The sequence below is a fragment of the Paenibacillus sp. SRL342 genome (assembly GCF_984798905.1).
Genome location: NZ_OZ481790.1, coordinates 3333247 through 3356745 on the forward strand (window position 1 = coordinate 3333247; position 23499 = coordinate 3356745).

Genomic DNA, 23499 nt, shown 5'->3' on the forward strand with positions numbered 1-23499 from the left:
TTCATATTCGGTTCATATAGACGTCACGAGCAGTCCATTTACATGGGTTAAGCTTATTTTAGCGCCAAAGCAAGATACTCTAATAAAGAGATACTGACAGGAGAAGATGCAGATGATACAACAAGAGAAAATGAACGCGGTCAAGAGAGCAATCAAAAAACGAACTTCAATTGCAGCTTTAACCCTAGTGTTAACGATGTTAGCCCCGCTATCTGCAATGGCCGCACTCCCCTGAACAACAGCAACCTTACGTATGAGACAACAAAGAAAGCCGTGATCGAAAAAGCCAAATTACTGACCGAGACGTACGGTACGACGAGTCTGCAATATGCGCTCATCGATGGTGGAGAGATTGTGGTGTCCGGTCAAACGGGCAAGAACGATATAAACGACAAGGTACCTCTTACTTCGAACACCGTCTATGGCATTGGTTCAACCAGTAAAATGATGCTTACAGCCGCTGTAATGAAGCTGGTTGACGAAGGCAAGATTGATTTGGATGCGCCTGTTGTGAACTATATGCCTGACTTTACAATGAAAGATACCCGATACAAACAGATCACACCCCGTATGTTGCTGAATCATTCCTCCGGTCTTCTGGGCACCTCAACCAGCAATGCCACATTGTACGGAGATAATGACACGTATTCACATGATACGTTTCTGGAGCAATTGGCGAATCAAAACCTGAAAGCAGATCCCGGCGAATACTCCGTCTACAGCAACGATGGCTTTACGTTAGCCGAGATTCTGGTCGAAAGAGTTAGCGGTATCAGTTATACCGCGTTTATACACCAGTATTTTACGGAACCTTTGGATATGAAACATACCAAAACACCACAGGATGTGGTTGATCCGGCAGAGATGGCGGGAGTCTATTCCCCTTTTTATGAGGGACAACTTCCAAAAGAGAATTATAATATCATCGCGACTGGAGGTCTGTATTCCACAGCTGAAGATCTGGTCAAATTCTCACGAATCTTCACGGGAGAGGTTAGTGGCATTCTTTCCAGTAAGTCTGTCAAAGCTATGGAGCAAGAAGAGTATAGAAGAGGTATGTGGCCAGAGGATAGCGATACGTTTATGTCATACGGGTTAGGGTGGGATAGTGTGAACATGTTCCCATTCAACGAATACGGCATTAAGGCCGTTATGAAAGGTGGAGATACTTTATCTTATCAGTCCTCATTAGTGGTACTCCCGGAATATAACATGGCTGCAGCCGTTATCTCTTCAGGCGGGTCAAGCTTAACCAATAATTTCATTGCGAATGAATTATTACTCAGCGCACTTGAGGAAAAGGACATCATTACAGAACGGAAGCCAGAAAAATCATTTGGCGTACCCGTGAAGGCCAATATGCCTAAGGAAGTCTCCAAGTTTGCAGGTATATATGGTGGCAATAATTCAGTTATGAAGATCAAAATAAATAAGGCTGGACAAATGACTGTATCTTCACTTACAGCTCCGAGTAATCCGGCTCAAGAATACACATATACAGCAGATGGTACTTTTGTTAATAACGAAGGTACAGACAAGTTGAAATTCGTTGTGGAGAAAAATGGGAAAACCTACTTGTGGTCACGATCTTATATATCCGTTCCAGGACTCGGACAGCTGGCTTTCTCAGAATATAACGGGGAGAAGCTTGAAGCCAATAAATTATCCAAGGAGATTAATGCCGCATGGGCAAAGCGCGATGGTAAAAAATATTATCTGGTGAATGAGAAATACACATCAATGGTTTATCTCAATGCTTCATCGATCCTGCCTATTCATATGAATCAAGAGAATCCAGGGTATATGTCCAATCATAAGATTATTGGAGCAAACGAAGCAGCCAATCTTTTGCAGATTCCGGGTACTGCCGGACGTGATACGATGGACATTCAATTCTCTAAAAAGAACGGTGGAGAGTATCTTACAGCCTTAGGTTATGTATACGCCAGTGAGGAACTGGTAAAACCCATCTATTCGGGTAAACAATCCGCAACAACCATTCAAGCAGATGGATATGCCAAATGGTTTTCGGTACCAGCGACTGCGAAAGGAAAAGTCATGACAGTGAAGTTGCCTGCAAATGGAGCCTTTGCTGTCTATGATCAGACTGGAATTTGTATTAATCACAGCGTGGTCAGCGGTAAGAATGATGTTGTTTTACCAGAAAACGGCCGTATTGTATTTGCAGGTGAGGTTGGTTCTTCATTTGAAATTTCATTAAAAAAGTAAAATGAATAGCGTCTTAAACGGCTGTACAACAAACGAACTCAACAGGAGAGAACCATCATGATGAAAAAAATATTAATCATTTTGCTCAAAATATTCGGAGCCATCGTTATCGCTTTTGCATTATTTATTGCCACTGTCTATATTGTTAATGTATTTAGCAACAAATCGGAAGAAGGGAAAATAAAACCCTATGGCCAGTTTGTAGCGGTTGACGGGAAAAACATGAATGTGTTGATTCAAGGAGAAGGCAAAGAAACGGTGGTATTGCTTCCTGGATACGGAACACCTGCCCCAGCCCTTGATTTCAAACCGCTTATCGATGAGTTATCTCCATTTTACAAAGTTGTTGTCATTGAGCCTTTCGGTTATGGATTAAGTGACATTACTGAAAAAGAGCGTACCACTGAAAATATGGTTAGTGAAATTCATGAAGTGTTACAGCAACTTGGTATTCATAATTACACGCTCATGGCTCACTCCATTTCAGGAATATACGGCCTGGATTATGTGAACAAATATCCAAACGAAGTAAGTTCATTTGTAGGAATTGAGAGCAGTGTCCCAACGCAGGGAGGTAACGATGATCCATTCCCAACTGAAACGTACAAACTGCTTAAAAAATCAGGATTCTACCGATTGTTAATGAAACTGGCCCCTGATCAACTGATTGCACCCGATGTTGATGATGAGACCAGAGAACAAATTAGAATACTTTCACTCAAAAATACGTTTAATTCGAACAACCTGAATGAAGGTGAAAACTTTGGTCCTAATTTCAAAGCAGCTGAGAAACTGTCCTTCCCCAAAGATCTTCCTGTGATTTTCTTTTTACAAGCAAATGATACGGAAACAGAAGGCTGGATACCCTTGCATGAAGAGCAAGTCAAAGATTCTGTGCATGGAAAAGTGATGACATTTGAGGGAGAACATTATTTGCATCACACCCGATCCAAAGAAATGGTTCAAGAATATAGAAAGTTTATGAGTGAGATAAAATAGTAGTGTCGCCAACAAAAGAAGTCGCGAAATCGCGGCTTTTTTCTGTTGGCAAAATGATGAACATACAAGCGTAGTTACTTTATTGGAAAATTTAGGTTGACACTTCTTTTTATCGCGTATACAATCGTATACATGAATACGATTGTATACATATGTATACACGTAATGGGGGTGGCAAATATGAGAGATCGTCCTATCGAAGAGATGGATGGAAGTGTACGTCAAGGTGAGCGTCCGAGACGTGGTAAAGGGCATGGCGAACATGAGGGAAAACGGGGGCGTGGAGCGCAAACATTCCGTCGCGGCCGAATTCTTGTATTTCTGGAACAAATGCAGAATCGGAGAACAACGCTTGTCCGACAACTTGGACAGGAGGAGTATGAACATATTCGCCCGGTGATCAGTGGGGAGTTAAAAGCTATTGATCAGGTCATCGACGAGTATATCCATCTATTCGAGCTGCAAAATGAAGATGTAAACCCCAATAAGAATCTGGAGAGTGAGAGTGAATAAGTATGATTCGTCGGTTTTTTTCGTATTATCGTCCCTATAAAAAACTGTTTTTAATTGATTTTGGATGCGCTGTACTCGCAGGTCTTCTGGAGTTGGCTTTCCCCCTTGCCGTCAGCAAATTCATTAATGAATTGTTGCCAGGTCAGGATTGGCCTCTCATTATGCTTGCCTGTGTTGTGCTGTTATCCATCTATGCACTTAATACTGTATTGAACTATGTCGTTACATACTGGGGACATATGCTGGGCATTAACATTGAGACCAACATGCGTGAGAAGATGTTCGCTCACTTGCAGAAGCTGTCCTTCCGTTTCTTCGATAATCGTAAAACAGGCCACTTAATTGGTCATCTTACGAATGATCTGAACGACATCGGCGAGGTTGCTCACCATGGACCTGAAGATGTATTCATCGCAGTAATGACATTAATCGGATCGTTCTGGCTGATGGCTAACATTAATCTGGAGCTTGCGCTGCTTACCTTTATCATTATCCCAATTATGGCTTGGGTTATTATCGTATTTGGTGGCCGCATGACAAAGACGTATCGGCGACTTTTCGGAGACGTCGGCAATTTCAATGCACGCATTGAAGATAACGTTGGTGGCATGCGTGTTGTACAATCGTTCGCGAACGAAGAACATGAGAAAGAACTTTTTGCGGTGGACAATCAGAATTTCCGTAAAACCAAACTGCTTGCCTACAAAACGATGGCGAAAAGTATCTCGGTGAGTTATATGATGATGCGACTGGTTACCGTATTTGTCATGATCAGCGGGGCCTGGTTTTATATCGATGGCAGAATCAATATGGGTGACTTTATGGCCTTCCTGCTTCTGTCCAATATCTTCTTCCGCCCGATCGAGAAAATTAACGCTGTCATAGAAAGTTATCCAAAGGGCATCGCTGGTTTCAAGCGTTATCTGGAGATCATTGATACGGAACCAGAGATTGCTGATAGCAAAAACGCCGTTGAATTCGAAAGTGTGAAGGGTGATATTCGTTTCGAGAACGTCTCGTTCGGATATGAATCCAGTCGGCGTATTCTGAGTGATATCAGTCTATCTGTTCGACCAGGGGAAACCGTAGCTTTTGTGGGTCCTTCGGGTGCAGGCAAGACGACGATCTGCAGTCTGCTGCCCCGATTCTATGAGGTTGAAGAGGGACGTATTACTGTGGATGGCGTCGACATTCGTAACGTTAAGCTTCAATCCTTGCGCAAGCATATTGGAATCGTTCAACAGGATGTATTTTTGTTCTCGGGTACCATTAAGGAGAATATTGCTTATGGTGATCTGAGTGCAACGGATGAACAAATCTGGGATGCCGCCCGTCGTGCCTCGTTGGAGGAATTAATTCTTACGTTGCCAGACGGTATGGATACAGTCATTGGGGAGCGTGGAGTCAAGCTGTCCGGAGGACAAAAACAGCGTTTGTCCATCGCACGTATGTTTTTGAAAAACCCGCCCATTCTTATTCTGGATGAGGCAACCTCTGCGCTGGACACGGAAACGGAAGCACTGATTCAGCAATCACTCGCTGAATTGTCGGTGGGCAGAACTACACTTGTAATTGCACACAGACTGACAACTATCAAGAATGCAGATCGAATTATCGTAGTAAACACAGATGGCATCGCTGAGCAGGGTAACCACGAGGAATTGGTCGCCGCTGGAGGGATATACAGCCGTCTTCATCAGGTGCAATATAGTCACTCTTAATCCATATAAATTGAACAAAAAATGTTTACACTCGTCACTCCGGTGACAGAACAACCTTGCCGCGCATATGCGTGGCTTTTTTCTGTTTGGATGTTAAAAATGAGATTATTAAATGCTATGTAAAAGATAATGTTGACAACGTCCACTAACGTGATTATTATAATGTTGACAATGTCCACTAAAAAGGAGGGTTTGACATCAACTCTCAGTACATATATCCAGATATACTGGCTGACATGCGACGTTTTAACCGTTTTTATACCAATATTCTTGGTGTACTCGATAAGCATATTCTTGGAACAGGGTACTCGTTTGCGGAAGTACGGGTCATTATTGAGATTGGAATTCGGGGAGAGAGCATTGCAAACAATCTGGTAGATACACTGACCATTGATCGCAGTTACATGAGCCGAATTGTGAACAAGCTGTCCAAGGAAGGACTGCTGGTGAAAGTGGATTCTGCTGCCGACAGCCGGGTCAGTCTGATTCGTCTGACAGCCAAGGGTGAGGAACTGTATGCCCAATTGAATGATCGATCCGATCAACAGATCCTGAAGCTGATGCAAGAATTGAATGAAGAAGAGATTCAAGAGGTGTACACCTCCATGATGAACATACAAGAGAAGTTGAACAAGAAGGCAGGAGAGACCACACGATGATACGATTTGAATGTGATTATAACGAAGGTGCGCATGAACGAATTTTACAAAGACTGATGCAAACCAATATGGAACAGACGAGCGGGTATGGCACGGATGAGCATTGTGAACGGGCGAGAATGCTTATTCGTCAGGCATGTGACAATGAGCAAGCTGATATTCATTTCTTGGTTGGCGGTACACAGACAAATACAACGGTGATTGCATCTATTTTGCGTCCATATCAAGGTGTAATTGCAGCGAGCTCAGGACATATTGCGGTTCATGAAACCGGAGCTATTGAAGCTACGGGACATAAGGTGCTCACAGTTCCAAGCGAGGACGGAAAGATCACGCCAGAGCAGGTTAGAGCAGTCTATGATGCACATATGAATGACTCGTCACCGGAACACTGTGTTCAACCAGGAATGGTCTACATATCCCAGCCAACGGAGAATGGAACGATGTACAGCAAGGCAGAACTGCAAGCATTGCATACAGTGAGCAGGGCATGTGGTCTTCCGTTTTTCGTGGATGGAGCACGTCTTGGATATGCACTTGCTTCTCGCGATTGCGATATGGCACTTGCTGACCTTGCACGCTTGTGCGATGTATTTTACATCGGGGGAACCAAGATTGGCGCATTGATGGGAGAGGCGGTTGTTATCCTGAATGAAGCGCTGAAACCGGATTTTCGTTATATGATCAAACAAAAAGGTGGTCTGCTTGCCAAAGGCAGACTGCTGGGAATCCAATTTGAAACGTTGTTCGAAGATGGTCTGTACCTCGATATTTCTCGCCATGCCGTAGATATGGCCTTGAGAATTCATGACTCACTCGAACAGCAGGGGGTACGCTTCCTGTACGATTCACCAACCAACCAGCAGTTTCCGATTCTGCCTGATCGTTTGCTTGAGAAATTACGCAGTGGTTATACCTTCTCCTTCTGGGAAAAGGTTGACGATACACACAGTGCGGTGCGATTTTGTACCAGCTGGGCAACGCAGCAGGAGAATGTGGATGCACTGACTCGTGATATCACTCAATTATTGCACGAAGAGATCAAGGTTCCTGAACGGGTCGAAGCATTGGTCTAATCTAGAAGGACAACCTATTGTGGTTGTCCTTTTTTGGTTTGCCTTTTGTGTGATAGTTGTGAGATAGGGAGTGCATACTCGGTTACTCACTAAAGGCCATGTCATATTTCTCTTTCAACCGTCGGATATCGGCTCTTGGCGGCGCACCGAATTTGCGTGCATATTCGCGGCTAAATTGAGAAGCACTCTCGTAACCAACCCGGAACGCTACATCTGCCGCGTCAGCAGATTCGGCCATCAGAAGTCGCCGGGCTTCCTGTAATCTTAATTGTTTCTGGAATTGTAATGGACTCATGGCTGTGATCTCTTTGAAGTGACGATGGAATGAAGAGACGCTCATGCTGGCGGTCTCAGCCAGATCTTCAATGCGAAATGGCTGTTCCCAATGATGAACGATGTACTCAATCGCTTCTCTGATCCGATAAGTGCTGCTACCTTCAACCGCAATCTGCGCCAGTTCTCCTCCGTAAGGCCCTTGAAGGAGGCGGAACAGGATTTCTTTAACGTACAACGGAGCCAGAAACGGAATCTCTCCCGGCGTATCCAGCAATCGAACAAGTCGGAGTACAGCGTCCTGAATGGACGATTCCATCTGACCTACAAACATAGCTCGTCTGGCGTTTTCGTTGAATGTTACCTTGATGTTGCATTCGTTAAGTACTTCGAGAATTTGGTTCGGTGTGAATTCGAGCTTGAGACTTAAGTAGGGTGCATCGGTGGATGCCTTGATAATCTGCCCGATGACCGGGAGATTCATGGAAGCAATCAGGTAGTTGGAAGGTCCATATTCATAACGCTCCTGTGCGAGCAATACTTCTTTCAACCCTTGAACAATCACACAAAATGAAGGTTTATATACTCTGTATGCCGGCTCACTAATCTTGGAATGGTGATAGACAAACAAGGAAGGAATCGCTGTTTCCATTGCACCGTTATGGTGGGAATGGCGTTCGATCAGGTCACTTAATTCCTGTTTTGGTTGAAATAATTCTTCGGTCATACGTATCCTCCTCACAGATTTAACCTACATACATTATAAAGCTTACCGTACAGAATCAAAAGGAGGCCTGAGAGGATCAGGCAATCAATTAAGACGATTGATATACCGCTTGCAGCCCATGACTCGGCATATGTTAACAGAGCCAAGCGATTAAAGTTTATTTGAAAAGTTGGGTGAACAAGGTGAAGAAGTGGTTATCAAACCATGTGAGGCAAATTTTGATTGACAGGCTCGAATCACAAATTAAGTATGAAGAAAATTCCGTACATCGAGAGATATACTTCACATGCTGGTTAGAGCTAGTTACCGAAGATTTCGAGTGAACTTCAGTTTACAGAACAAATTCAAGGAGAGTGTGAAATATGGAATATGTGGGCTAACACGAAATCTCAGTTGATCCGAATTCTTAATGTTAAAGTCGCCATTTGGCGGCTTTTTTTATGGTGATTTGATGAGTGAATTGACAGTTCCTTTATATTGAAGTTATTATAGATATATTAGATCCTTAATTGAAAAGGAGATTATAATCCATGAATAACGGACATTCATCCGGCCAAACGAACGAATCGTGGAGTGGTCATTCCGCTCCTTTTGCTACGTTACAGGAAACACATATCTTATCCTTGCTCCAGCCATCCCAAGGTGAACGAATCCTTGATGTAGGTTGTGGCAATGGGGATCTGACAGCCAAAATTGCAGCCGCAGGAGCGCTGCCAACAGGCATAGATTTTTCAGAAGAGACGATTAGGCAAGCTAAACAGAAATACCCTGATATGAATATTAATGTAGCAAATGCTTGTCATTATCGGACAGAAGAACCGTTTGATGCTGTCTTCTCTCATGCCGTTCTGCATTGGATAAAGGATGCTCCAGCTGTAGTACAATCAATACAGTTAGCGCTCAAGACGGGCGGGCGATTCGTGGCTGAGTTTGCTGCAAATGGCAACACGGCTATATTAATTACAGCGGTACAGGAAGAACTGGATGCCCGTGGATACAAATGGGAAGGTCGGAATCCGTGGTATCATCCAACCCTTGGTGAATATGCTAATCTTCTGGAGCAACACGGATTTCGAGTTAGTCTGGTCCAGCACGTGGACCAATTTACTCCGTTCAAGCCAGGTGCCAGAAAGTGGTTGACCAGTTTCGCGGAGTATTTATTCAGTGGTATCACACCTGCGGAACAGGATGTTATTATGGATGCTGTTGAGAAAAGGATACAGCCACAACTGATGCGGGATGGACAGTGGTATCTGGACAGAAGCCGACTGCGAGTCGTAGCTATTAAAGAATAGGGGAATACGGGATGAAAATGGACAAACCCAAGATTCAGGAGCAGTTGCTCGAACCGGAAACGATGGCATTCCTGGAATCCAAAGTGGAGTACAAACACAAACTGATCGAGAACATTACATTGGATCAACAAGAGGCGAGTAAGGTTTCCTTTGAAAATGTTGTATTTAGACATGTGACAATCTCGGAGTCAACCTTGGAACAATTTGAATTCACCGATGTCCGGTTCGAACACTGCGACTTCTCCAATGTCAATCTCTCTGGTGCCTTCATGCATCGGATCGAATGGCTTAACTGCAAGTTTGTCGGAACTGATTTTTCCAATAGCCGATTGCAAAATGTCAGTTTCCTTCATGGTCTAGGTGACTACAGCAATTTCCGTTTTGCCCATCTGAAACAGGTCTCCTTCTCGGAAAGTACCTTGATTGGTGCGGACTTTGCCTATCTGGCGCTGCAAAAAATGGAGTTCAGTCAATGTAACATCGACCAAGCTTCCTTAACGGGGACCAAAATGAAGGATTTGGACCTTAGCGATTGCGAATTTGACTCCTTGGTGCTGACCATGGAAGATCTCAACGGTTGTGTGATTTCACCACATCAAGCCGCCACATTTGTAGGATTAATGGGTTTGATTATCAAATAAATGGCATGATCACATATAAGTTGCCAAGATAGTGGAAGTGTGTATAATTGGAGACACATTAGAATAAAAACAGGTTTTCTAGGGTTCCGCGATGGATGTGTCGGTCTGGTCCGAGAGAAAACCCGCAACCTGTTGGTTGTGCCACGGAGGGATAAAAGCCTGGGAGATGAACTGCTACATGCAGTTTGTTTCCCGGGCTTTTTTTGTTTTTTCGCTAATGAACCTTTACAGGTTGTACAAAAAAATGTAGTAGAGAAGGAGTGTTACATGAATGAATAAAACGTGGATGTCGGTTGTGATTGCTGCGTTGTTTGAAGTGGGTTGGGTCATTGGGTTGAAACATGCCAGCGGTCTGCTGGAATGGGGGGTTACGTTGGTTGCAATTATCATTAGTTTCTCCTTGATGATTGCAGCTTCGCGGACATTGCCTGTGGGAACCGTGTATGCAGTATTTGTTGGCCTGGGTACCGCAGGTACAGTACTTTCAGAGATTGTTCTGTTTAATGCACCTGTCCAAACCGGAAAAATGGTACTCATTGGTGTACTTTTACTCGGCGTAATCGGTCTTAAAATGCTGAGCAAAGAGAAGAATAAGGAGGTGCAGCTATAATGAACTGGGTATTTCTTATCTTGGCAGGGGTATTTGAGATGATCGGAGTGCTGATGATAAACAAGTTGCACAAAGACCGTAATCTCATTTCACTGGTTCTATTGGTAGCCGGGTTTGGTTTAAGCTTCCTGTTCCTATCCATTGCAATGGAAACTCTTCCGATGGGAACAGCATATGCCGTATGGACGGGAATCGGGGCTTCCGGTGGTGCCATTCTGGGCATGGTGTTTTATGGAGAACCTCGAAATGCCCTAAGAATTCTGTTTATCGCTATGGTGCTGGGATCAGCAGTCGGCCTTAAATTGGTCAGTTAAACAAAGTGATATTAAAAAGATAATGTACAGATTACGTTTTTAATGGTATCCTTATACGTTACGTGTGAAATAAAAGATGCGTCTTATTGATAGATGTGCGTAAATGAAGGAGACAACATGACATTTAAGGACTTGAATATTATCCCCTCTATTATGGAAGGGTTAAGCAAAGCAAACTATACTAATCCTACCCCTATACAGGAACAGGCCATACCAGCTGTATTAGCTGGCAGAGATCTGCTGGGATGTGCACAGACAGGAACAGGCAAGACGGCAGCATTTTCAGTGCCGATCATTCAATTATTAAGCGAAAGATCCAAAGGACAAGGATCAAAGTCCGTACGACATATTCGCTCATTAATTTTGACACCAACACGAGAGCTAGCTATTCAGATCGCGGATAACATCAAGGTATATAGCCGGTATACGGACATTCGTTGTACGGCAATCGTTGGCGGCGTTTCGCAAAAAGTGCAAGAGCGTGCGCTGAATCAAGGTGCAGATATTATTATCGCAACGCCTGGTAGATTAAACGATCTGATTAACCAGAAACGTATTGATCTGAAGATGGTTGAGATTCTCGTTTTGGATGAAGCAGACCGGATGTTGGACATGGGCTTCATTCATGATGTGAAAAGAATCATTGCCAAAATGCCGAACAAAAAGCAGACGCTGTTCTTCTCAGCTACGATGCCTCCTGAAATCACCAAAATGGTTAAAACCCTGCTGGTTGATCCAGTCAAAGTAGAAATCACACCGGTATCTTCAACGGTAGACCGCATTGAGCAGTCTATTTATTTGCTGGAGAACGGCAAGAAGCAACATATGTTGAACCAAATTTTGGAGGATAAATCCATCGTCACGGCATTGGTGTTCACACGCACGAAGCGCGGCGCTGACCGGGTTACACGTGATTTGGCCAAAGCGAATGTTACGGCACAGGCTATTCATGGCAACAAGTCTCAGAACGAGAGACAACGGGCACTGAACAACTTCAAGAGTGGTGCAACACGTGTATTAGTTGCGACGGATATCGCGGCAAGAGGAATTGACGTAGAGGAACTTTCACATGTCATTAACTTTAACCTGCCTAACATTCCGGAAACGTATGTTCACCGTATTGGACGTACAGGGCGAGCTGGCAAAAGCGGGATGGCAATTTCGTTCTGTGAGAAGGATGAACTTCCATTCCTGAAGGATATCGAGAAAGTAATCAAAAAGACGATTCCTGAAGTAAAAGGTCATCCGTATCCAATGACAGGTGTACCTGTGTTTGATAAAACCAGCAAAGCATCAGGCAGTAAACCTTCGTTCAACAAATCGGCTGCAGGCAAACCGGCGAAGTCCAAAGCTAACCCGGCACGCAAGCCCAAATCCGAATGGTTTGCCAAGAGTGGTAAATCAAACAGTAGTCGTTCAAACGACGGTAGACCCAATAGCAGTAGATCAAACAGTAGTAGCAGTAAATCTAACCATGGCTCATTCAGCCGCAGCAGCAAAACTAGGAATGATAGAGCCAATTAAGATCTAAATAAATCCAGATAAAACCTTCTCCATTCATTTGGAGGAGGTTTTATTATGTGCTTTTATGTGCAACGAGCTTATTTACATACGAACTTACATTCGGTATCATTATATCGTCCACTGGTGAAAGGGAGGTACTGACTTGAAGGATACGATGATTGAATACAGTTTGAAGAAGAAAGGTGCGACCAAGGATTATCCATTTGGGCCTGATCCTGTAACCATTAAGGTCGGAGGGAAAATATTTGCATTACTTTTCGAAGACAAAGAAGAAAATGGTCTATTAAACTTAAAATGTGATCCTATAATTGCAGAGAACCTGAGAGAGCAGCATGAAGCGGTTCGACCAGGATATCATATGAACAAAAAACACTGGAATACCATTACGCTGGATGGTTCATTGTCCGATGAAGATGTCTACGTCATGATTGATCACTCCTATGATAGGGTTGTCCAATCCCTTCCGAAAAGGATTCGGGATTCTCTGAACGGTAAGAGATAAGAAGAAATAAATGAGGTAGGTAAAAGGCTAATGGTCTGCTTCACTAACAGAATGAATATCCTATGAAAATGAAGACATGTTTGAAGTCCATTTGGTTCCATTACCTTGGAAATAAACAAGATCGAACGGCCTTGTTTAATGTGGCATCCCTTGTTATCAATGCTGTAACAGGGATAGGCAAGTTAATCTTGGGCATATATCTGCTTTCGGGATGGTTCATTACAAATGCTGTATATTATCTGATTCTGTGTGTAGCGAAAGGCCAAGTGCTCCATAAATATACAGTTACCAAAAGGATGGACTCTCCCGAAGAAAGATATAGATTAGAGCTTACGGTATATAAGCGCGGAGGTCTGTTCCTGTGTTTACTGGGTGCGTCCTATTCGATGGTCTGCCTGCGAATGTATCTAATCGGCGATGCTTTCATATATGAGGGTATTATCGTGTATATCGTTTCTGCAGTTGCTTTTACCAAGTTGGTTTTTGCCGTGTATGGAACCTGGGCTAACCGTCATCTCCATAACCCGATCATATCTACATTGAAAATGATTAACTTCACCGATGCGATGGTATCCATCGTGGTGACCCAAGCGACATTACTTACCATGCAAGGCTCACCTCTTGCATTAAAAACCAGTAGCTTGTTTGGCATGGGGTGCAGCGTTTTATTTTGTATGATGGGTATCTGGATGATGTTCCACAAAAAAAGGGAAACAAGCACGGATCCAAACCGATCTCCTGGCACTGAATGTTAACATTGAAGCATTATTGGCAATCCATTAAAGGAGTGATATCTATGGATCAACAACAACAATTGGCAATGGTACAACGTATGCGTCAAAATGTCGTCGGTACAGGAGCAGCTCTTCAACCCAGTTCCATGTATGCTGTCACAGTAAAAGAAGTCATGATGCCTACGACTAAAGGTGATACACGTGTACTTGTGTATACACCGGATAGGGATCATTCCGCGCCTCTGCCGGTCTTCTTTAATATGCATGGGGGTGGTTTCATCTTGGGACAAGCAGAGATGGATGATCCATGGTGTCGCTTGATCGCTGATCGATCTGATTGTGTGGTCGTTAATATCGATTACAGTCTTGCACCAGAGCACAAGTTCCCAACGGCGGTCCATGAATGTTACGACGTTATACAGTGGGTGCACGCCAATCCGGAATCCTTCTCGGTTAACCCGTCTCTATTCGCTATCGGGGGGCATAGTGCTGGTGGTAATCTAGCTGCAGCAGTATGTTTATTGAACCAGCAACGTGGAAGCAAGCTGCCTATTGTACTTCAGGTTATCGATTATGCCGTGTTGGATGTGGCTACAGATCCGGCCGAGAAACCGGGTTTTGAAGAAGCCATTCCAGCCGATATCGCCAGAACGTTCAATGCCATGTACCTTGAAACGCCAGAAGATGCGCATGACCCGTTGGCTTCACCTGTGCTCGCAACATCAGTCGAGGGACTTCCGGAAGCATTAATTATTACCGCGGAGAAAGATTCACTAGCCCAAGAAGCAAGAACATATGCAGCAAGGCTGGAAGCAAGCGGTGTGAAGGTGACGCTTAAGGAGTACGAGGGAGCTGCTCATGGATTTACGCATTCTGGGGATCTCCAGATGGCTGAGGATGCCTGGTACCGGATGAGTGACAAGATCAGAGAAGCATTTTCCAAATAACGTGTATCAAAAGTGATGCTTAAAAGGAATATGGTTAACTTGAAGTCGCCTAATGGCGGCTTTTTTTCGTTCATTGGTGTGATTGCTTCAATGGCTTGGTGAAACCAAGCTTCTGAGCTTGCGAATGTGTTAATAAACTAGATTAGGAGCCTTATTGAGATTATAACGATATCGTTAAGGGTAAGAGTTGTTAAATTAGAGGAAATAATGACCAATACAGGAGGTTTATTATGAACCAATATAACAGTCCATCCGATATTGCGATTCTTGGCATGGGAACGGCTCTACCTGCTCACCCTGTAGCACAGTCAGATATTGCAGAATTAATCGCTTCTTCTCTTCAGGATCGGCCAGATTTGGCCCGTTTTGCCAGACGAATATTCAAGTCCTGTGGTGTTGAAACACGATATACTGTGGAACCGAGCTATCTGGGTTCACTGGAAGAATGCCGTTATCTGCCCTCTGGTGAGCGATCAGACATCCCGACAACCGAAGAACGAATGAATACATACAAGCGAGAGGCGCTTCCGCTCGGGATTGAGGCTGCAGAGAAAGCCCTGGAGGATTCAGGCGTATCTCCTAAGAGCATCACGCATATCATCACGGTCAGCTGCACCGGTCAATATCTGCCGGGTCTTGATGTTATGCTCATCCGTCATTTGGGTTTGTCTGCCCGAGTTAATCGACTGCCGCTGATCTTTCAGGGGTGTGCCGCAGGGTTGAAAGCCATTCAGATGGCACGAGATGTCGTGCAGGGTGCTCCGGGAGCACAGGTCCTTGTTGTCTGTGTAGAGTTGTGCACCCTTCATTTTCAGCCCGTACAAGATCGGGAAGCGCTGTTTGCAGCTTCATTCTTCGGAGACGCTGCTTCTTCTTGTGTAGTGGGTACACCAGAATCTCGGCACAAGCATTATCTGAGTCTGGGAACGGGTTATTCTGTGCTTCTTCCGGATTCGACTGAAGATATGACCTGGGAGGTGGGGAATCTGGGGTATGACCTGTATCTATCCCCACGTATTCCGAAACTGTTAGGTGTTCACTTGGAAGAGGAACTGCGTCTCTTATTGCAAAGTGAACAGCTGCCTGAACTGTGGGCCATTCATCCGGGAGGACGTGGGATTGTGGACTCTGTGCAGAATGTAATGAAGCTTCGAGACGAGCAAACAAAGTATAGCAGGGATGTCCTCAGAATGTTTGGTAACTTATCCTCCAATACCATTCTGTTTGTACTGAACGCGATGCGTGAGGACATGAAGGTACAGGGTCAATCCTCTACAGATGGTGTAGCCATGGCATTTGGACCGGGACTCACCGCAGAGTTGATGCAATTCACTTATGTACCCTCATTATCTTCAGTGATGGAGGAGCACGATCATGTCCTTTTTTAGAACATTGTCCATTCGGGCCAAGGAAGATGAACTGATGGATGACTTCTCTCTGGGAGGGGAGGAGCTGCGTGAAGCGCTTAGACATCTGAGACGTCTTAACAAAATATTTGCAGCACCTGGCCCAACTCTGGCTGGTGTAGAGAAGTTATGGAACTCCGTCGGTAAGCCGAATAAGCTTACCCTGCTGGATGTGGGCGCAGGTTCAGGAGATGTGAACCAGAAACTACTACAATGGGCGGATCGTCAGGGTGTTCAGCTGGAGATTACACTGGTTGATCTGACGGAAGAGGCGTGTGAGGAAGCGAGACAACTATTCCGTCACGAACCCCGAGTCCAGGTACAACGTGCCGATCTTACACAACTGCCGGATGCTTCAGCAGATATCGTGACAGGTTCCCAGTTTGTACATCATTTTGACGGAGATCAACTGGTTGATATGGTTTCTCATATGCTGCGAGCATCCAGATACGGTGTCGTTATTAATGATATTCACCGCCATCCCGTATCCTATAAGGCGGTCTGGATTACTACACGGATGATCTCGCGCAATCGGTACATTCGTCATGATGGGCCTCTTTCCGTAGCCAAAGGTTTTACAGGGAGGGATTGGAAGGAACTTAAACAACGTCTCAATCATGATACGATGACCTATGAATGGAAGCCCTTATTCCGTTACTCTGTTGTTATTCCCACGAAAGGCAGGTGATCTTACGTGTCGAAATCGATAGATGTGATTGTCATCGGAGCCGGAATTGCCGGCAGTACATGTGCAATGCAACTGGCAGGGAAAGGACATCGGACCCTTTTGCTGGATCGCCAGGAGTTCCCGCGGCACAAAACCTGCGGTGAGTTCATGTCACCCGAAACCAAAGAGATGTTAGAAGTTCTGGACATTCACCTTCTGGACCAGTCGAAGAAACCCAGCACCATGGATCATGCCAAAATCGTTATGCCACATGGCGGAGTGATCGAAGCACCGCTGCCGGGATTCGCATATGGCATAAGTCGATATGAGCTGGACCAGATTTTGCATCAGAAGGCTCTGGAGGCCGGAGCCCAGATTGTGACCAAAGCGACCATAACGAGCATCGAGCAGCTTGAGGATGCCAGTTATGAGGTTCAGGTGAAACAGGGAGATGAGCGGATCAGCTACAGAGCCAAAGCCGTTATCGGAGCACATGGGACCAAAAAGCCGCGGGGGATGGCTTCCTCACCTGATCTGCGGGACCAAACCATATATGTTGGCGTTAAGTCCCACTTCAGCGGGATAGAGATTCCCGCACGGGTAGAGTTATATTTTTGCGAGGGTGGTTACGTGGGCATTTCTCCGATTGAGGATGGCATTGTGAATGTCGCCGCATTGTTAACACTGGATACCGTTCAGGGAAGTGGCAAGTCTGTAAACGATATTTTACAGGCGGCATCGCTGACAAACGTGAGTTTGGCGGCCCGTTTAGCTGAAGGAAAGCCTGTAGATGGAACACAAGTGTCGATTGCGCCGCTGCATCTGTCCAACGTTCCTGAGCCGTGGTCTCAATATCCGCATATCGGGGATGCCATGCTGATGATACCGCCCTTATGTGGAGACGGAATGTCCATTGCCCTTCGCTCCTCACTCCTGTGTGCAAGGTGGACTGACAAGTACCTGCAAGGCGATATTGAACATGCCGATTGGCAGAGTAATTACACGCTGGAAGCAAGCCGGGAATTCACCCAATTGCTCAGACGTGCAAGAAGAATTCAAAAGCTGGCTTTTGCCAAGACCAATAAGTTCTATCCTGGTCTGGCTCGGATGATCCCCGGTCTAGCCGCTTATGTTGTGAAGGCCACACGGTTATCTGAGATGAACGCAGTGCGCTAATAGGCTGAAATTTTGCTCAATACTTTTGCGAAAGAGGTTGCTAACGGCGGCCTCTTTTTTGGCGTACAAACATTAATTTTGTGGAGACAGTTTGGAAATTCGGGAAATGCTCGTATAATAGAATCTAATGTAATGATAGAGAGTTAATTCAGATGAAATGTCGGGAGGCACTATTTAAGATGAACTATTCATTTTCCAATCGTATCGCAGCACTGCAACCATCCATTATTCGTGAGATTCTGAAGGCTTCTTCGGGACAAAATGTGATTCCATTCTCCGCGGGAAATCCTGCTCCGGAAACCTTCCCTATTGAGGCGATTCGCACATTCACTCAATCCATTCTGGAGCATGACCCAGTCACAGCTCTGCAATATGGGATTACGGAAGGATATGTTCCCCTCAGGGAAGCATTGACTCAACATTTGAAGACAGGTTTTGATACCGGTAAACCATCCGATCAATTGTTCATTGTATCTGGAGCGCAGCAGGGGATTGAACTGGCCTGTAAAGTATTCTGTAATGAAGGGGACACGATTATCTGCGAGAGTCCGAGCTTTATCGGTTCCCTGAACTCCTTCCGGGCATCCGGTGCAAAGCTTGCCGGTGTTCCGATGGAGATGGACGGTATGGATATCGAGAAGCTGGAACAGGCGCTGCAAACGGAGCCTAATGTGAAACTGATCTACGTGATCCCGAGTTTTCAGAATCCGACAGGTGTAACAACGAGTCTTTCGAAACGTAAGGCCATATACGAGTTGGCTAAGAAGTATGGCGTTATGATTTTGGAAGATAACCCGTACGGAGAACTTCGATTCAATGGAGACGATGTGCCAACCATTAAATCTATGGATGATGAGGGTCTGGTTATCTATGTTGGATCATTCTCCAAAATTTTGTCGGCTGGACTGCGCGTTGGTTTTGTACAAGCGCCACATGAAGTCGTGGAGAAGATGGTTGTTGCCAAACAGGGAGAAGACGTACATACGGCCATGCTTCCACAGATTCTGGCATACAAGTTCATGAGAGAGTATGACTACGCAGGGCACATTAACAGCATCCGTGAGGTATATCGGAGAAAAGCAACATTGATGATGGACAAGCTGCAAGAGCATATGGGTGAGTCCATTACCTATACCCAACCGGACGGTGGACTGTTCCTCTGGTGTGATCTGCCAGCACATGTGCCAATGCTTGATTATGCTAAGACAGCGGCAGCTCAAGGGGTTGCGGTTGTACCGGGAAATGCATTCCTGGTGAACGAACAAGACCCTTGTAATGCCATCAGACTTAATTTCTCAACCCCGTCAGACGAACAGATTGTCAAGGGTGTAGAGATTTTGGGGCAGGTATTGAAAGGGTATAACGCTTAAAAATGCTTCAATGTGATATATCTACGAAAAGCCGCCAATTGGCGGCTTTTTGGGCTTTTTCTCAGTCTTAATTATCGATTAATGCACTTAATTCTGCCTGAAATACCTTTTGATTCTTCTGATTGAAAGTACTCAGCAGCACCGTAACAATCCCATTTCCTTTGCGTCTGGGAGACAGTCCAATAACTTCTGCAATGACGTGAAGTTCATCTTCCGGAAAGACCGGTTTCAGGAATTGAATGTTATTCATTCCGGTGCCCGCCACGACATGCTCTCCATAGACCCCGACCTCAATCCATAATTTAAAGGAGATATTCATCGTTTGCATGCCAGAAGCAATTAAACTGCCGAAGCGGCCTTGCTTGGCCCTTTCCTCATCCAAATGCATGTACTGTGGATCATAGATTGTGGCAAACTCAATAATATCACTCTTGGATAATGCCAAGGATGTGGTTTCATAGCGCTGACCTATTACATATTCACTAAATCTCATGAAGGCACCTCGGTTTCTTTAATATGTTTTTTCGTAGTTGATGTTTTGCTAAGAGACATGACCGAACTGACGTGTTAAAATGCTAGTGAACTATCCCGTGTGTATTGCTGTGTTACGCCATAATGGATTAAACAGATGAAACTGTCTTTGAGGAGTATATATGATGACAACGATTAAAGATGTAGCCAAGATGGCTGGTGTAGCCAGTTCCACCGTATCTTGCGTACTCAACGATAAAGGGAATGTAAGTGAGCCGACAAGACTCCGAGTACTTGAGGCAGCGAGCCAACTCAATTACGTTAGGCATGGTCCTGCATCGGAATTAAAACGAAATAGTACACAAACCATTGGTATTATTGTCCATGACATGTCCAGCCCGTATTTCTCGGATTTGGTAAACGGAATAGAAACCGTCGTCATGAGTCATGGATACGATATGATCGTATGTAGTTCGTTGGGTGGAGAGAAATCGACAGCCCATCGTTACATTCGTGAAAGAAGAATTGACGGAGCTATTGTTATTGCTCAGAATATTCAAGATCAATTGCTGATTGAAGCATCTGAAGCAGGGTTTCCAATTGTTGTCATGGATCGGGATCTGGATGCTCAACATATTGTAAAGGTTTTGATGAGTGATACGCAAGGCGGTTACTTGGCTACCCGTTATCTGATCGATAAAGGGCATCGGACAATAGCTTATATTAGTGGCCCGTCACAATCGGAATGTAATCTCCATCGTTATCGAGGTTATTTGAAAGCCTTGAAGGAGGCAGGCATTGAAGAGAACCCCGAATGGAAAATTGGCGGACAATACATGAAGCAAGATGGCTACAATGCAGCCAAGAAACTGCTTGAAGGAGAGTTGCCATCCGCTGTATTTTTTGCCAATGATGAAATGGCGATCGGCGGCTTGGAAGCCTTCAGGGAGCATGATATCTCAATACCTGAGCAGTTATCCGTAATTGGTTTTGACAATATACCTGCATCTCAGTACATGAATCCACCTCTAACCACATTTCGTCAGCCGAAGAGGGATGCAGGCCAGCTTGCAGGTCATGTTCTCTTCCAACTGCTGAATGGAGAGAACGTAGAGACGTTATATACACTGGACATCCAATGCGTGGAACGTGATTCTGTTCGGCTCCTCAACCTGAGTTGAGGAGTTTTTTCATTCTATAGAAATTTTAAATACTTAAAAAGAAAGGAGAGTAGCCATTAATGCATAATATAAAGACGAGGAGTTATTTTCATTGGAAATAAATGGAGGGTGATACGATGGGCGTACCCACTTTTTTGGAGACAGGCCATATGCAAGAAGGTTTTCCCATTCGGGTAATTCATACAGGAAATCAGTTCAATTATGCTGCACACTGGCATGATGAGGTTGAGCTGGTTCTCGTCAATGGTAAAAGCGCCAGAATTGGTGTGAACGACCACGTGTGTGAGTTGGAAAAAGGGGATGTGCTGCTGATCAAACCAGGGGATGTGCACTGCTTTTTGCCGGGGACCGAACATTTGACCATTATCTTGTTCCGACTCGAATTGTTAACCGGGAGTTTCACGACCGAAGCCGAAATTCAGGATCTCGGACAACTTTTCAACAAAACAACAGTTATTCCTTCGAATACGGGAAGTCAGAACAATCTGACTCAATATATAGATGATATCATTACCGAGAAGAAAAATCAGAAGCCCGGATACCGATGGTTAATGGTATCCAGGTTGTATGATCTCATCATACTTTTATTGCGTACAAAAGTACCGGTTACCACCGATGAATCTTCATCTTCAGGATGGGCATGTACTTCATCCAAAAAATTTGAATTCCTTGAATCGGTCTGTGAATACCTGGAGGAGCACTATGCTGAGTCCATTAAGCTGGAACAGGTGGCGGAACATATTAAATTTAGCAAGTTCCATGTCTGCAAGCTGTTCAAAGAGATCAAGGGAGTAACACTGATGGAATACTTGAATCATTTTCGAATTATCAAGTCAGAGTGGGCCTTATTGTTCCGTCAGGATACGATTCTGGAGATTGCGATTGGACATGGATTTAACAATGTTAACTCCTATAATCGTCTTTTCAAAAAATATAATGGCTGTACACCCTCCGAATTTCGTAAGAAACATCGGACGAATATCACAAAATATGAAGGGTAATGCACAATATTTATGGAGAAAGCCCTCTCCAAAATCAATATACTCTAATAAATTGTAAGCGTTTCCTTTTTGAAGGAGGGGGCCTATGAAGAAGTGGTTTAAGCCAACTATTGTATTTGTATGTGCAGTGATGTTGTTAGCTGGTTGTCAGTTCAGTCCATCGAATCAAACCAAGCAACAGGAGATTACCGTGTGGAGTTTTACGGATGAAGCAGGGTACGCCATCGAGAAATTCGAACAGAAATATCCTGACATCAAAGTGAACTTTGTCAACATCCCTGGTAATTTCTATATCACCAAGCTGAAATCTGCGCTACAGACAACCTCGAAGGCTCCAGATGTATTTATGATTGAAAATGCGAATATTCGAGAGCTGATTGACGTTCCATATCTGGAGAATTTATCAGCTTCGCCGTATAACGCCAATGAACTTATCCAGGAACAATATGCTTTTGTTCAGGCCAATGAACAGGACAGTGATGGAAATGTCAGAGCGATAGGTTATCAGGGAACACCAGGGGGCATCTACTATCGTCGGGATTTGGCCAAGAAATATCTGGGCACCGATGATCCTGAGCAGGTGGGTTCACAGATCGATACATGGGAGAAGATCTTCGAGATTGGAGAGAAGGTACAGCAACTTAGCGGGAATAAAGTACATGCATTGGCGAATTGGAATGCTATATCGAATTCATATGATGGTATACCTTGGGTGAAGGACGGCAAACTTGTCATCGATCCAACGTACTTGGAAGTGCTCGATCTTGTACGTGAAGCACGTGAGCGGAATGTACTTGCCGAGTATGAAGATGGAAGTGCCGGTTACGCTGCATCCATGCAAAAAGGAGAGGTCATGTTCTATCCCGGGGCAACCTGGGGTTTGCAATATACGTTCAAGGCAAACGCTCCGGATACCGAAGGCATGTGGGGCTTAGCCCAGGGACCTTCAGCCTTTAGTTCAGGTGGAACCTATATCGCGATGTACAGTAAAAGTGAGAAAAAGGATTTGGCCTGGAAGTTTATTGAGTTTTATAATTTTGACCACGATTTTCTGTCCGAGTTAGCAAAAGAACAGGATTATTTCACCAGCAACATGGTTGTGAATGATGAACTTGCCCCGTCTCTCTCATCGTCCTATTTGGGAGGACAGAAGCATTTCGAGTTTTTCTCGGAGGCTGCAAAACGGGTACCTGTATACGAACGCACCAAATATGATGCCACGATTAACAATGATATCTACAAGATTGTACTCCAGTTATATCTCAATAAGGACATTCAGACCAAAGATGAAGTCGTAAAGCGAATCAAACGTGATGTTACCTTGAGATTTCCGGAACTGGAAGTGGATTAGCTTAGGACGTGTCTCAAAACTCGCTGAAGTGCATCTTTTACCGCCTTTTCGCCCCATGCTGTGTCACTTTCCCTTGACGTGCCCCGGCACGCCTGCGGAAAACTTCCTTGCT

At 44.6% G+C, this 23499-nt stretch carries 22 protein-coding genes, 1 pseudogene and 1 riboswitch; of the genes and pseudogenes, 21 read left to right on the forward strand and 2 right to left on the reverse strand.

The window, feature by feature from the left end; all coding sequences use genetic code 11:
• Nucleotides 1-112 precede the first annotated feature (112 nt).
• The 6 genes and pseudogenes from AC4E8D_RS14675 (at nt 113) to AC4E8D_RS14700 (ending at nt 7197) form a co-directional block, all read left to right on the forward strand.
• Nucleotides 113-2229 (forward strand): annotated as a pseudogene (locus AC4E8D_RS14675) (serine hydrolase domain-containing protein).
• Nucleotides 2230-2286: 57 nt separating this feature from the next.
• The gene (locus AC4E8D_RS14680) at nt 2287-3228 is read left to right on the forward strand and encodes an alpha/beta hydrolase (protein ID WP_490206412.1); all 942 of its coding nucleotides are present in this window, start codon (nt 2287-2289) and stop codon (nt 3226-3228) included.
• A 180-nt stretch (nt 3229-3408) separates the two neighbouring features.
• Nucleotides 3409-3741, forward strand: a complete 333-nt coding sequence (locus AC4E8D_RS14685; RefSeq protein ID WP_221819451.1) for a hypothetical protein — start codon at nt 3409-3411, stop codon at nt 3739-3741.
• A gap of 2 nt (nt 3742-3743) precedes the next feature.
• On the forward strand, nt 3744-5462 hold the full coding sequence (locus tag AC4E8D_RS14690; RefSeq protein WP_036670808.1) for an ABC transporter ATP-binding protein: 1719 nt from the start codon (nt 3744-3746) through the stop codon (nt 5460-5462).
• A 236-nt stretch (nt 5463-5698) separates the two neighbouring features.
• Nucleotides 5699-6121: a MarR family winged helix-turn-helix transcriptional regulator gene (locus AC4E8D_RS14695; RefSeq protein ID WP_036670809.1), complete on the forward strand. Its 423-nt coding sequence runs from the start codon at nt 5699-5701 to the stop codon at nt 6119-6121.
• Nucleotides 6118-7197: a threonine aldolase family protein gene (locus AC4E8D_RS14700; RefSeq protein ID WP_490206413.1), complete on the forward strand. Its 1080-nt coding sequence runs from the start codon at nt 6118-6120 to the stop codon at nt 7195-7197. The genes AC4E8D_RS14695 and AC4E8D_RS14700 overlap by 4 nt, the downstream gene beginning before the upstream one ends.
• A gap of 82 nt (nt 7198-7279) precedes the next feature.
• Here AC4E8D_RS14700 and AC4E8D_RS14705 read toward each other — a convergent pair whose 3' ends face one another.
• Nucleotides 7280-8197 carry an AraC family transcriptional regulator gene (locus AC4E8D_RS14705; RefSeq protein ID WP_339308347.1) on the reverse strand — a complete coding sequence of 306 codons (918 nt, stop codon included), beginning with the start codon at nt 8195-8197 and terminating at the stop codon, nt 7280-7282.
• A 530-nt stretch (nt 8198-8727) separates the two neighbouring features.
• Here AC4E8D_RS14705 and AC4E8D_RS14710 point away from each other — a divergent pair.
• From AC4E8D_RS14710 to AC4E8D_RS14765, 12 genes are all read left to right on the forward strand, one after another.
• The gene (locus tag AC4E8D_RS14710; RefSeq protein WP_339308349.1) at nt 8728-9492 is read left to right on the forward strand and encodes a methyltransferase domain-containing protein; all 765 of its coding nucleotides are present in this window, start codon (nt 8728-8730) and stop codon (nt 9490-9492) included.
• Between the two features lie 11 nt (nt 9493-9503).
• Entirely contained in the window at nt 9504-10133 is a 630-nt protein-coding gene (locus AC4E8D_RS14715; protein ID WP_339308351.1) for a pentapeptide repeat-containing protein, read from the forward strand.
• Nucleotides 10134-10200: 67 nt separating this feature from the next.
• Nucleotides 10201-10301, forward strand: a riboswitch (guanidine-I (ykkC/yxkD leader).
• A 103-nt stretch (nt 10302-10404) separates the two neighbouring features.
• The gene (locus AC4E8D_RS14720; RefSeq protein ID WP_221819444.1) at nt 10405-10743 is read left to right on the forward strand and encodes a DMT family transporter; all 339 of its coding nucleotides are present in this window, start codon (nt 10405-10407) and stop codon (nt 10741-10743) included.
• Complete coding sequence (locus AC4E8D_RS14725; RefSeq protein ID WP_221819443.1) at nt 10743-11057, forward strand: DMT family transporter; 315 nt, start codon at nt 10743-10745, stop codon at nt 11055-11057. Before AC4E8D_RS14720 ends, AC4E8D_RS14725 begins: the two co-directional genes overlap by 1 nt.
• Before the next feature lie 117 nt (nt 11058-11174).
• Entirely contained in the window at nt 11175-12581 is a 1407-nt protein-coding gene (locus AC4E8D_RS14730) for a DEAD/DEAH box helicase (protein ID WP_101314059.1), read from the forward strand.
• 142 nt (nt 12582-12723) lie between these two features.
• Nucleotides 12724-13083: an MmcQ/YjbR family DNA-binding protein gene (locus tag AC4E8D_RS14735; RefSeq protein ID WP_221819442.1), complete on the forward strand. Its 360-nt coding sequence runs from the start codon at nt 12724-12726 to the stop codon at nt 13081-13083.
• 62 nt (nt 13084-13145) lie between these two features.
• Nucleotides 13146-13838 (forward strand): hypothetical protein, encoded by a 693-nt coding sequence (locus AC4E8D_RS14740; protein WP_221819441.1) that lies wholly within the window; start codon nt 13146-13148, stop codon nt 13836-13838.
• A gap of 41 nt (nt 13839-13879) precedes the next feature.
• Nucleotides 13880-14764, forward strand: a complete 885-nt coding sequence (locus tag AC4E8D_RS14745; protein WP_221819440.1) for an alpha/beta hydrolase — start codon at nt 13880-13882, stop codon at nt 14762-14764.
• 230 nt (nt 14765-14994) lie between these two features.
• Nucleotides 14995-16152 carry a type III polyketide synthase gene (locus AC4E8D_RS14750; protein WP_339308359.1) on the forward strand — a complete coding sequence of 386 codons (1158 nt, stop codon included), beginning with the start codon at nt 14995-14997 and terminating at the stop codon, nt 16150-16152.
• Nucleotides 16139-16858: a methyltransferase domain-containing protein gene (locus AC4E8D_RS14755; protein ID WP_221819438.1), complete on the forward strand. Its 720-nt coding sequence runs from the start codon at nt 16139-16141 to the stop codon at nt 16856-16858. Before AC4E8D_RS14750 ends, AC4E8D_RS14755 begins: the two co-directional genes overlap by 14 nt.
• Nucleotides 16859-16864: 6 nt before the next feature.
• The gene (locus AC4E8D_RS14760; RefSeq protein WP_339308361.1) at nt 16865-18013 is read left to right on the forward strand and encodes an NAD(P)/FAD-dependent oxidoreductase; all 1149 of its coding nucleotides are present in this window, start codon (nt 16865-16867) and stop codon (nt 18011-18013) included.
• 179 nt (nt 18014-18192) lie between these two features.
• Nucleotides 18193-19383, forward strand: a complete 1191-nt coding sequence (locus AC4E8D_RS14765) for an aminotransferase-like domain-containing protein (protein WP_339308363.1) — start codon at nt 18193-18195, stop codon at nt 19381-19383.
• Between the two features lie 67 nt (nt 19384-19450).
• Here AC4E8D_RS14765 and AC4E8D_RS14770 read toward each other — a convergent pair whose 3' ends face one another.
• Nucleotides 19451-19876, reverse strand: a complete 426-nt coding sequence (locus AC4E8D_RS14770; RefSeq protein ID WP_221819435.1) for a MaoC family dehydratase — start codon at nt 19874-19876, stop codon at nt 19451-19453.
• Nucleotides 19877-20036: 160 nt separating this feature from the next.
• Between AC4E8D_RS14770 and AC4E8D_RS14775 the strand changes: the two genes are divergently transcribed.
• From AC4E8D_RS14775 to AC4E8D_RS14785, 3 genes are all read left to right on the forward strand, one after another.
• Nucleotides 20037-21035, forward strand: coding sequence for a LacI family DNA-binding transcriptional regulator (locus tag AC4E8D_RS14775; protein WP_339308365.1), 999 nt, complete (start codon nt 20037-20039; stop codon nt 21033-21035).
• Nucleotides 21036-21151: 116 nt separating this feature from the next.
• Nucleotides 21152-22036: an AraC family transcriptional regulator gene (locus AC4E8D_RS14780; protein ID WP_221819433.1), complete on the forward strand. Its 885-nt coding sequence runs from the start codon at nt 21152-21154 to the stop codon at nt 22034-22036.
• 85 nt (nt 22037-22121) lie between these two features.
• Complete coding sequence (locus tag AC4E8D_RS14785; RefSeq protein ID WP_221819432.1) at nt 22122-23387, forward strand: ABC transporter substrate-binding protein; 1266 nt, start codon at nt 22122-22124, stop codon at nt 23385-23387.
• The last annotated feature ends 112 nt before the right edge of the window (nt 23388-23499 follow it).

What these genes read in the sequence shown, in the direction of transcription:
- AC4E8D_RS14680 (WP_490206412.1), top strand. Translation starts at nt 2,287, where the DNA reads ATGATGAAAAAAATATTAATCATTTTGCTCAAAATATTCGGAGCCATC.
- AC4E8D_RS14685 (WP_221819451.1), top strand. Translation starts at nt 3,409, where the DNA reads ATGAGAGATCGTCCTATCGAAGAGATGGATGGAAGTGTACGTCAAGGT.
- AC4E8D_RS14690 (WP_036670808.1), top strand. Translation starts at nt 3,744, where the DNA reads ATGATTCGTCGGTTTTTTTCGTATTATCGTCCCTATAAAAAACTGTTT.
- AC4E8D_RS14695 (WP_036670809.1), top strand. Translation starts at nt 5,699, where the DNA reads ATGCGACGTTTTAACCGTTTTTATACCAATATTCTTGGTGTACTCGAT.
- AC4E8D_RS14700 (WP_490206413.1), top strand. Translation starts at nt 6,118, where the DNA reads ATGATACGATTTGAATGTGATTATAACGAAGGTGCGCATGAACGAATT.
- AC4E8D_RS14705 (WP_339308347.1), bottom strand. Translation starts at nt 8,197, where the DNA reads ATGACCGAAGAATTATTTCAACCAAAACAGGAATTAAGTGACCTGATC.
- AC4E8D_RS14710 (WP_339308349.1), top strand. Translation starts at nt 8,728, where the DNA reads ATGAATAACGGACATTCATCCGGCCAAACGAACGAATCGTGGAGTGGT.
- AC4E8D_RS14715 (WP_339308351.1), top strand. Translation starts at nt 9,504, where the DNA reads ATGAAAATGGACAAACCCAAGATTCAGGAGCAGTTGCTCGAACCGGAA.
- AC4E8D_RS14720 (WP_221819444.1), top strand. Translation starts at nt 10,405, where the DNA reads ATGAATAAAACGTGGATGTCGGTTGTGATTGCTGCGTTGTTTGAAGTG.
- AC4E8D_RS14725 (WP_221819443.1), top strand. Translation starts at nt 10,743, where the DNA reads ATGAACTGGGTATTTCTTATCTTGGCAGGGGTATTTGAGATGATCGGA.
- AC4E8D_RS14730 (WP_101314059.1), top strand. Translation starts at nt 11,175, where the DNA reads ATGACATTTAAGGACTTGAATATTATCCCCTCTATTATGGAAGGGTTA.
- AC4E8D_RS14740 (WP_221819441.1), top strand. Translation starts at nt 13,146, where the DNA reads ATGAAAATGAAGACATGTTTGAAGTCCATTTGGTTCCATTACCTTGGA.
- AC4E8D_RS14745 (WP_221819440.1), top strand. Translation starts at nt 13,880, where the DNA reads ATGGATCAACAACAACAATTGGCAATGGTACAACGTATGCGTCAAAAT.
- AC4E8D_RS14750 (WP_339308359.1), top strand. Translation starts at nt 14,995, where the DNA reads ATGAACCAATATAACAGTCCATCCGATATTGCGATTCTTGGCATGGGA.
- AC4E8D_RS14755 (WP_221819438.1), top strand. Translation starts at nt 16,139, where the DNA reads ATGTCCTTTTTTAGAACATTGTCCATTCGGGCCAAGGAAGATGAACTG.
- AC4E8D_RS14765 (WP_339308363.1), top strand. Translation starts at nt 18,193, where the DNA reads ATGAACTATTCATTTTCCAATCGTATCGCAGCACTGCAACCATCCATT.
- AC4E8D_RS14770 (WP_221819435.1), bottom strand. Translation starts at nt 19,876, where the DNA reads ATGAGATTTAGTGAATATGTAATAGGTCAGCGCTATGAAACCACATCC.
- AC4E8D_RS14775 (WP_339308365.1), top strand. Translation starts at nt 20,037, where the DNA reads ATGATGACAACGATTAAAGATGTAGCCAAGATGGCTGGTGTAGCCAGT.
- AC4E8D_RS14780 (WP_221819433.1), top strand. Translation starts at nt 21,152, where the DNA reads ATGGGCGTACCCACTTTTTTGGAGACAGGCCATATGCAAGAAGGTTTT.
- AC4E8D_RS14785 (WP_221819432.1), top strand. Translation starts at nt 22,122, where the DNA reads ATGAAGAAGTGGTTTAAGCCAACTATTGTATTTGTATGTGCAGTGATG.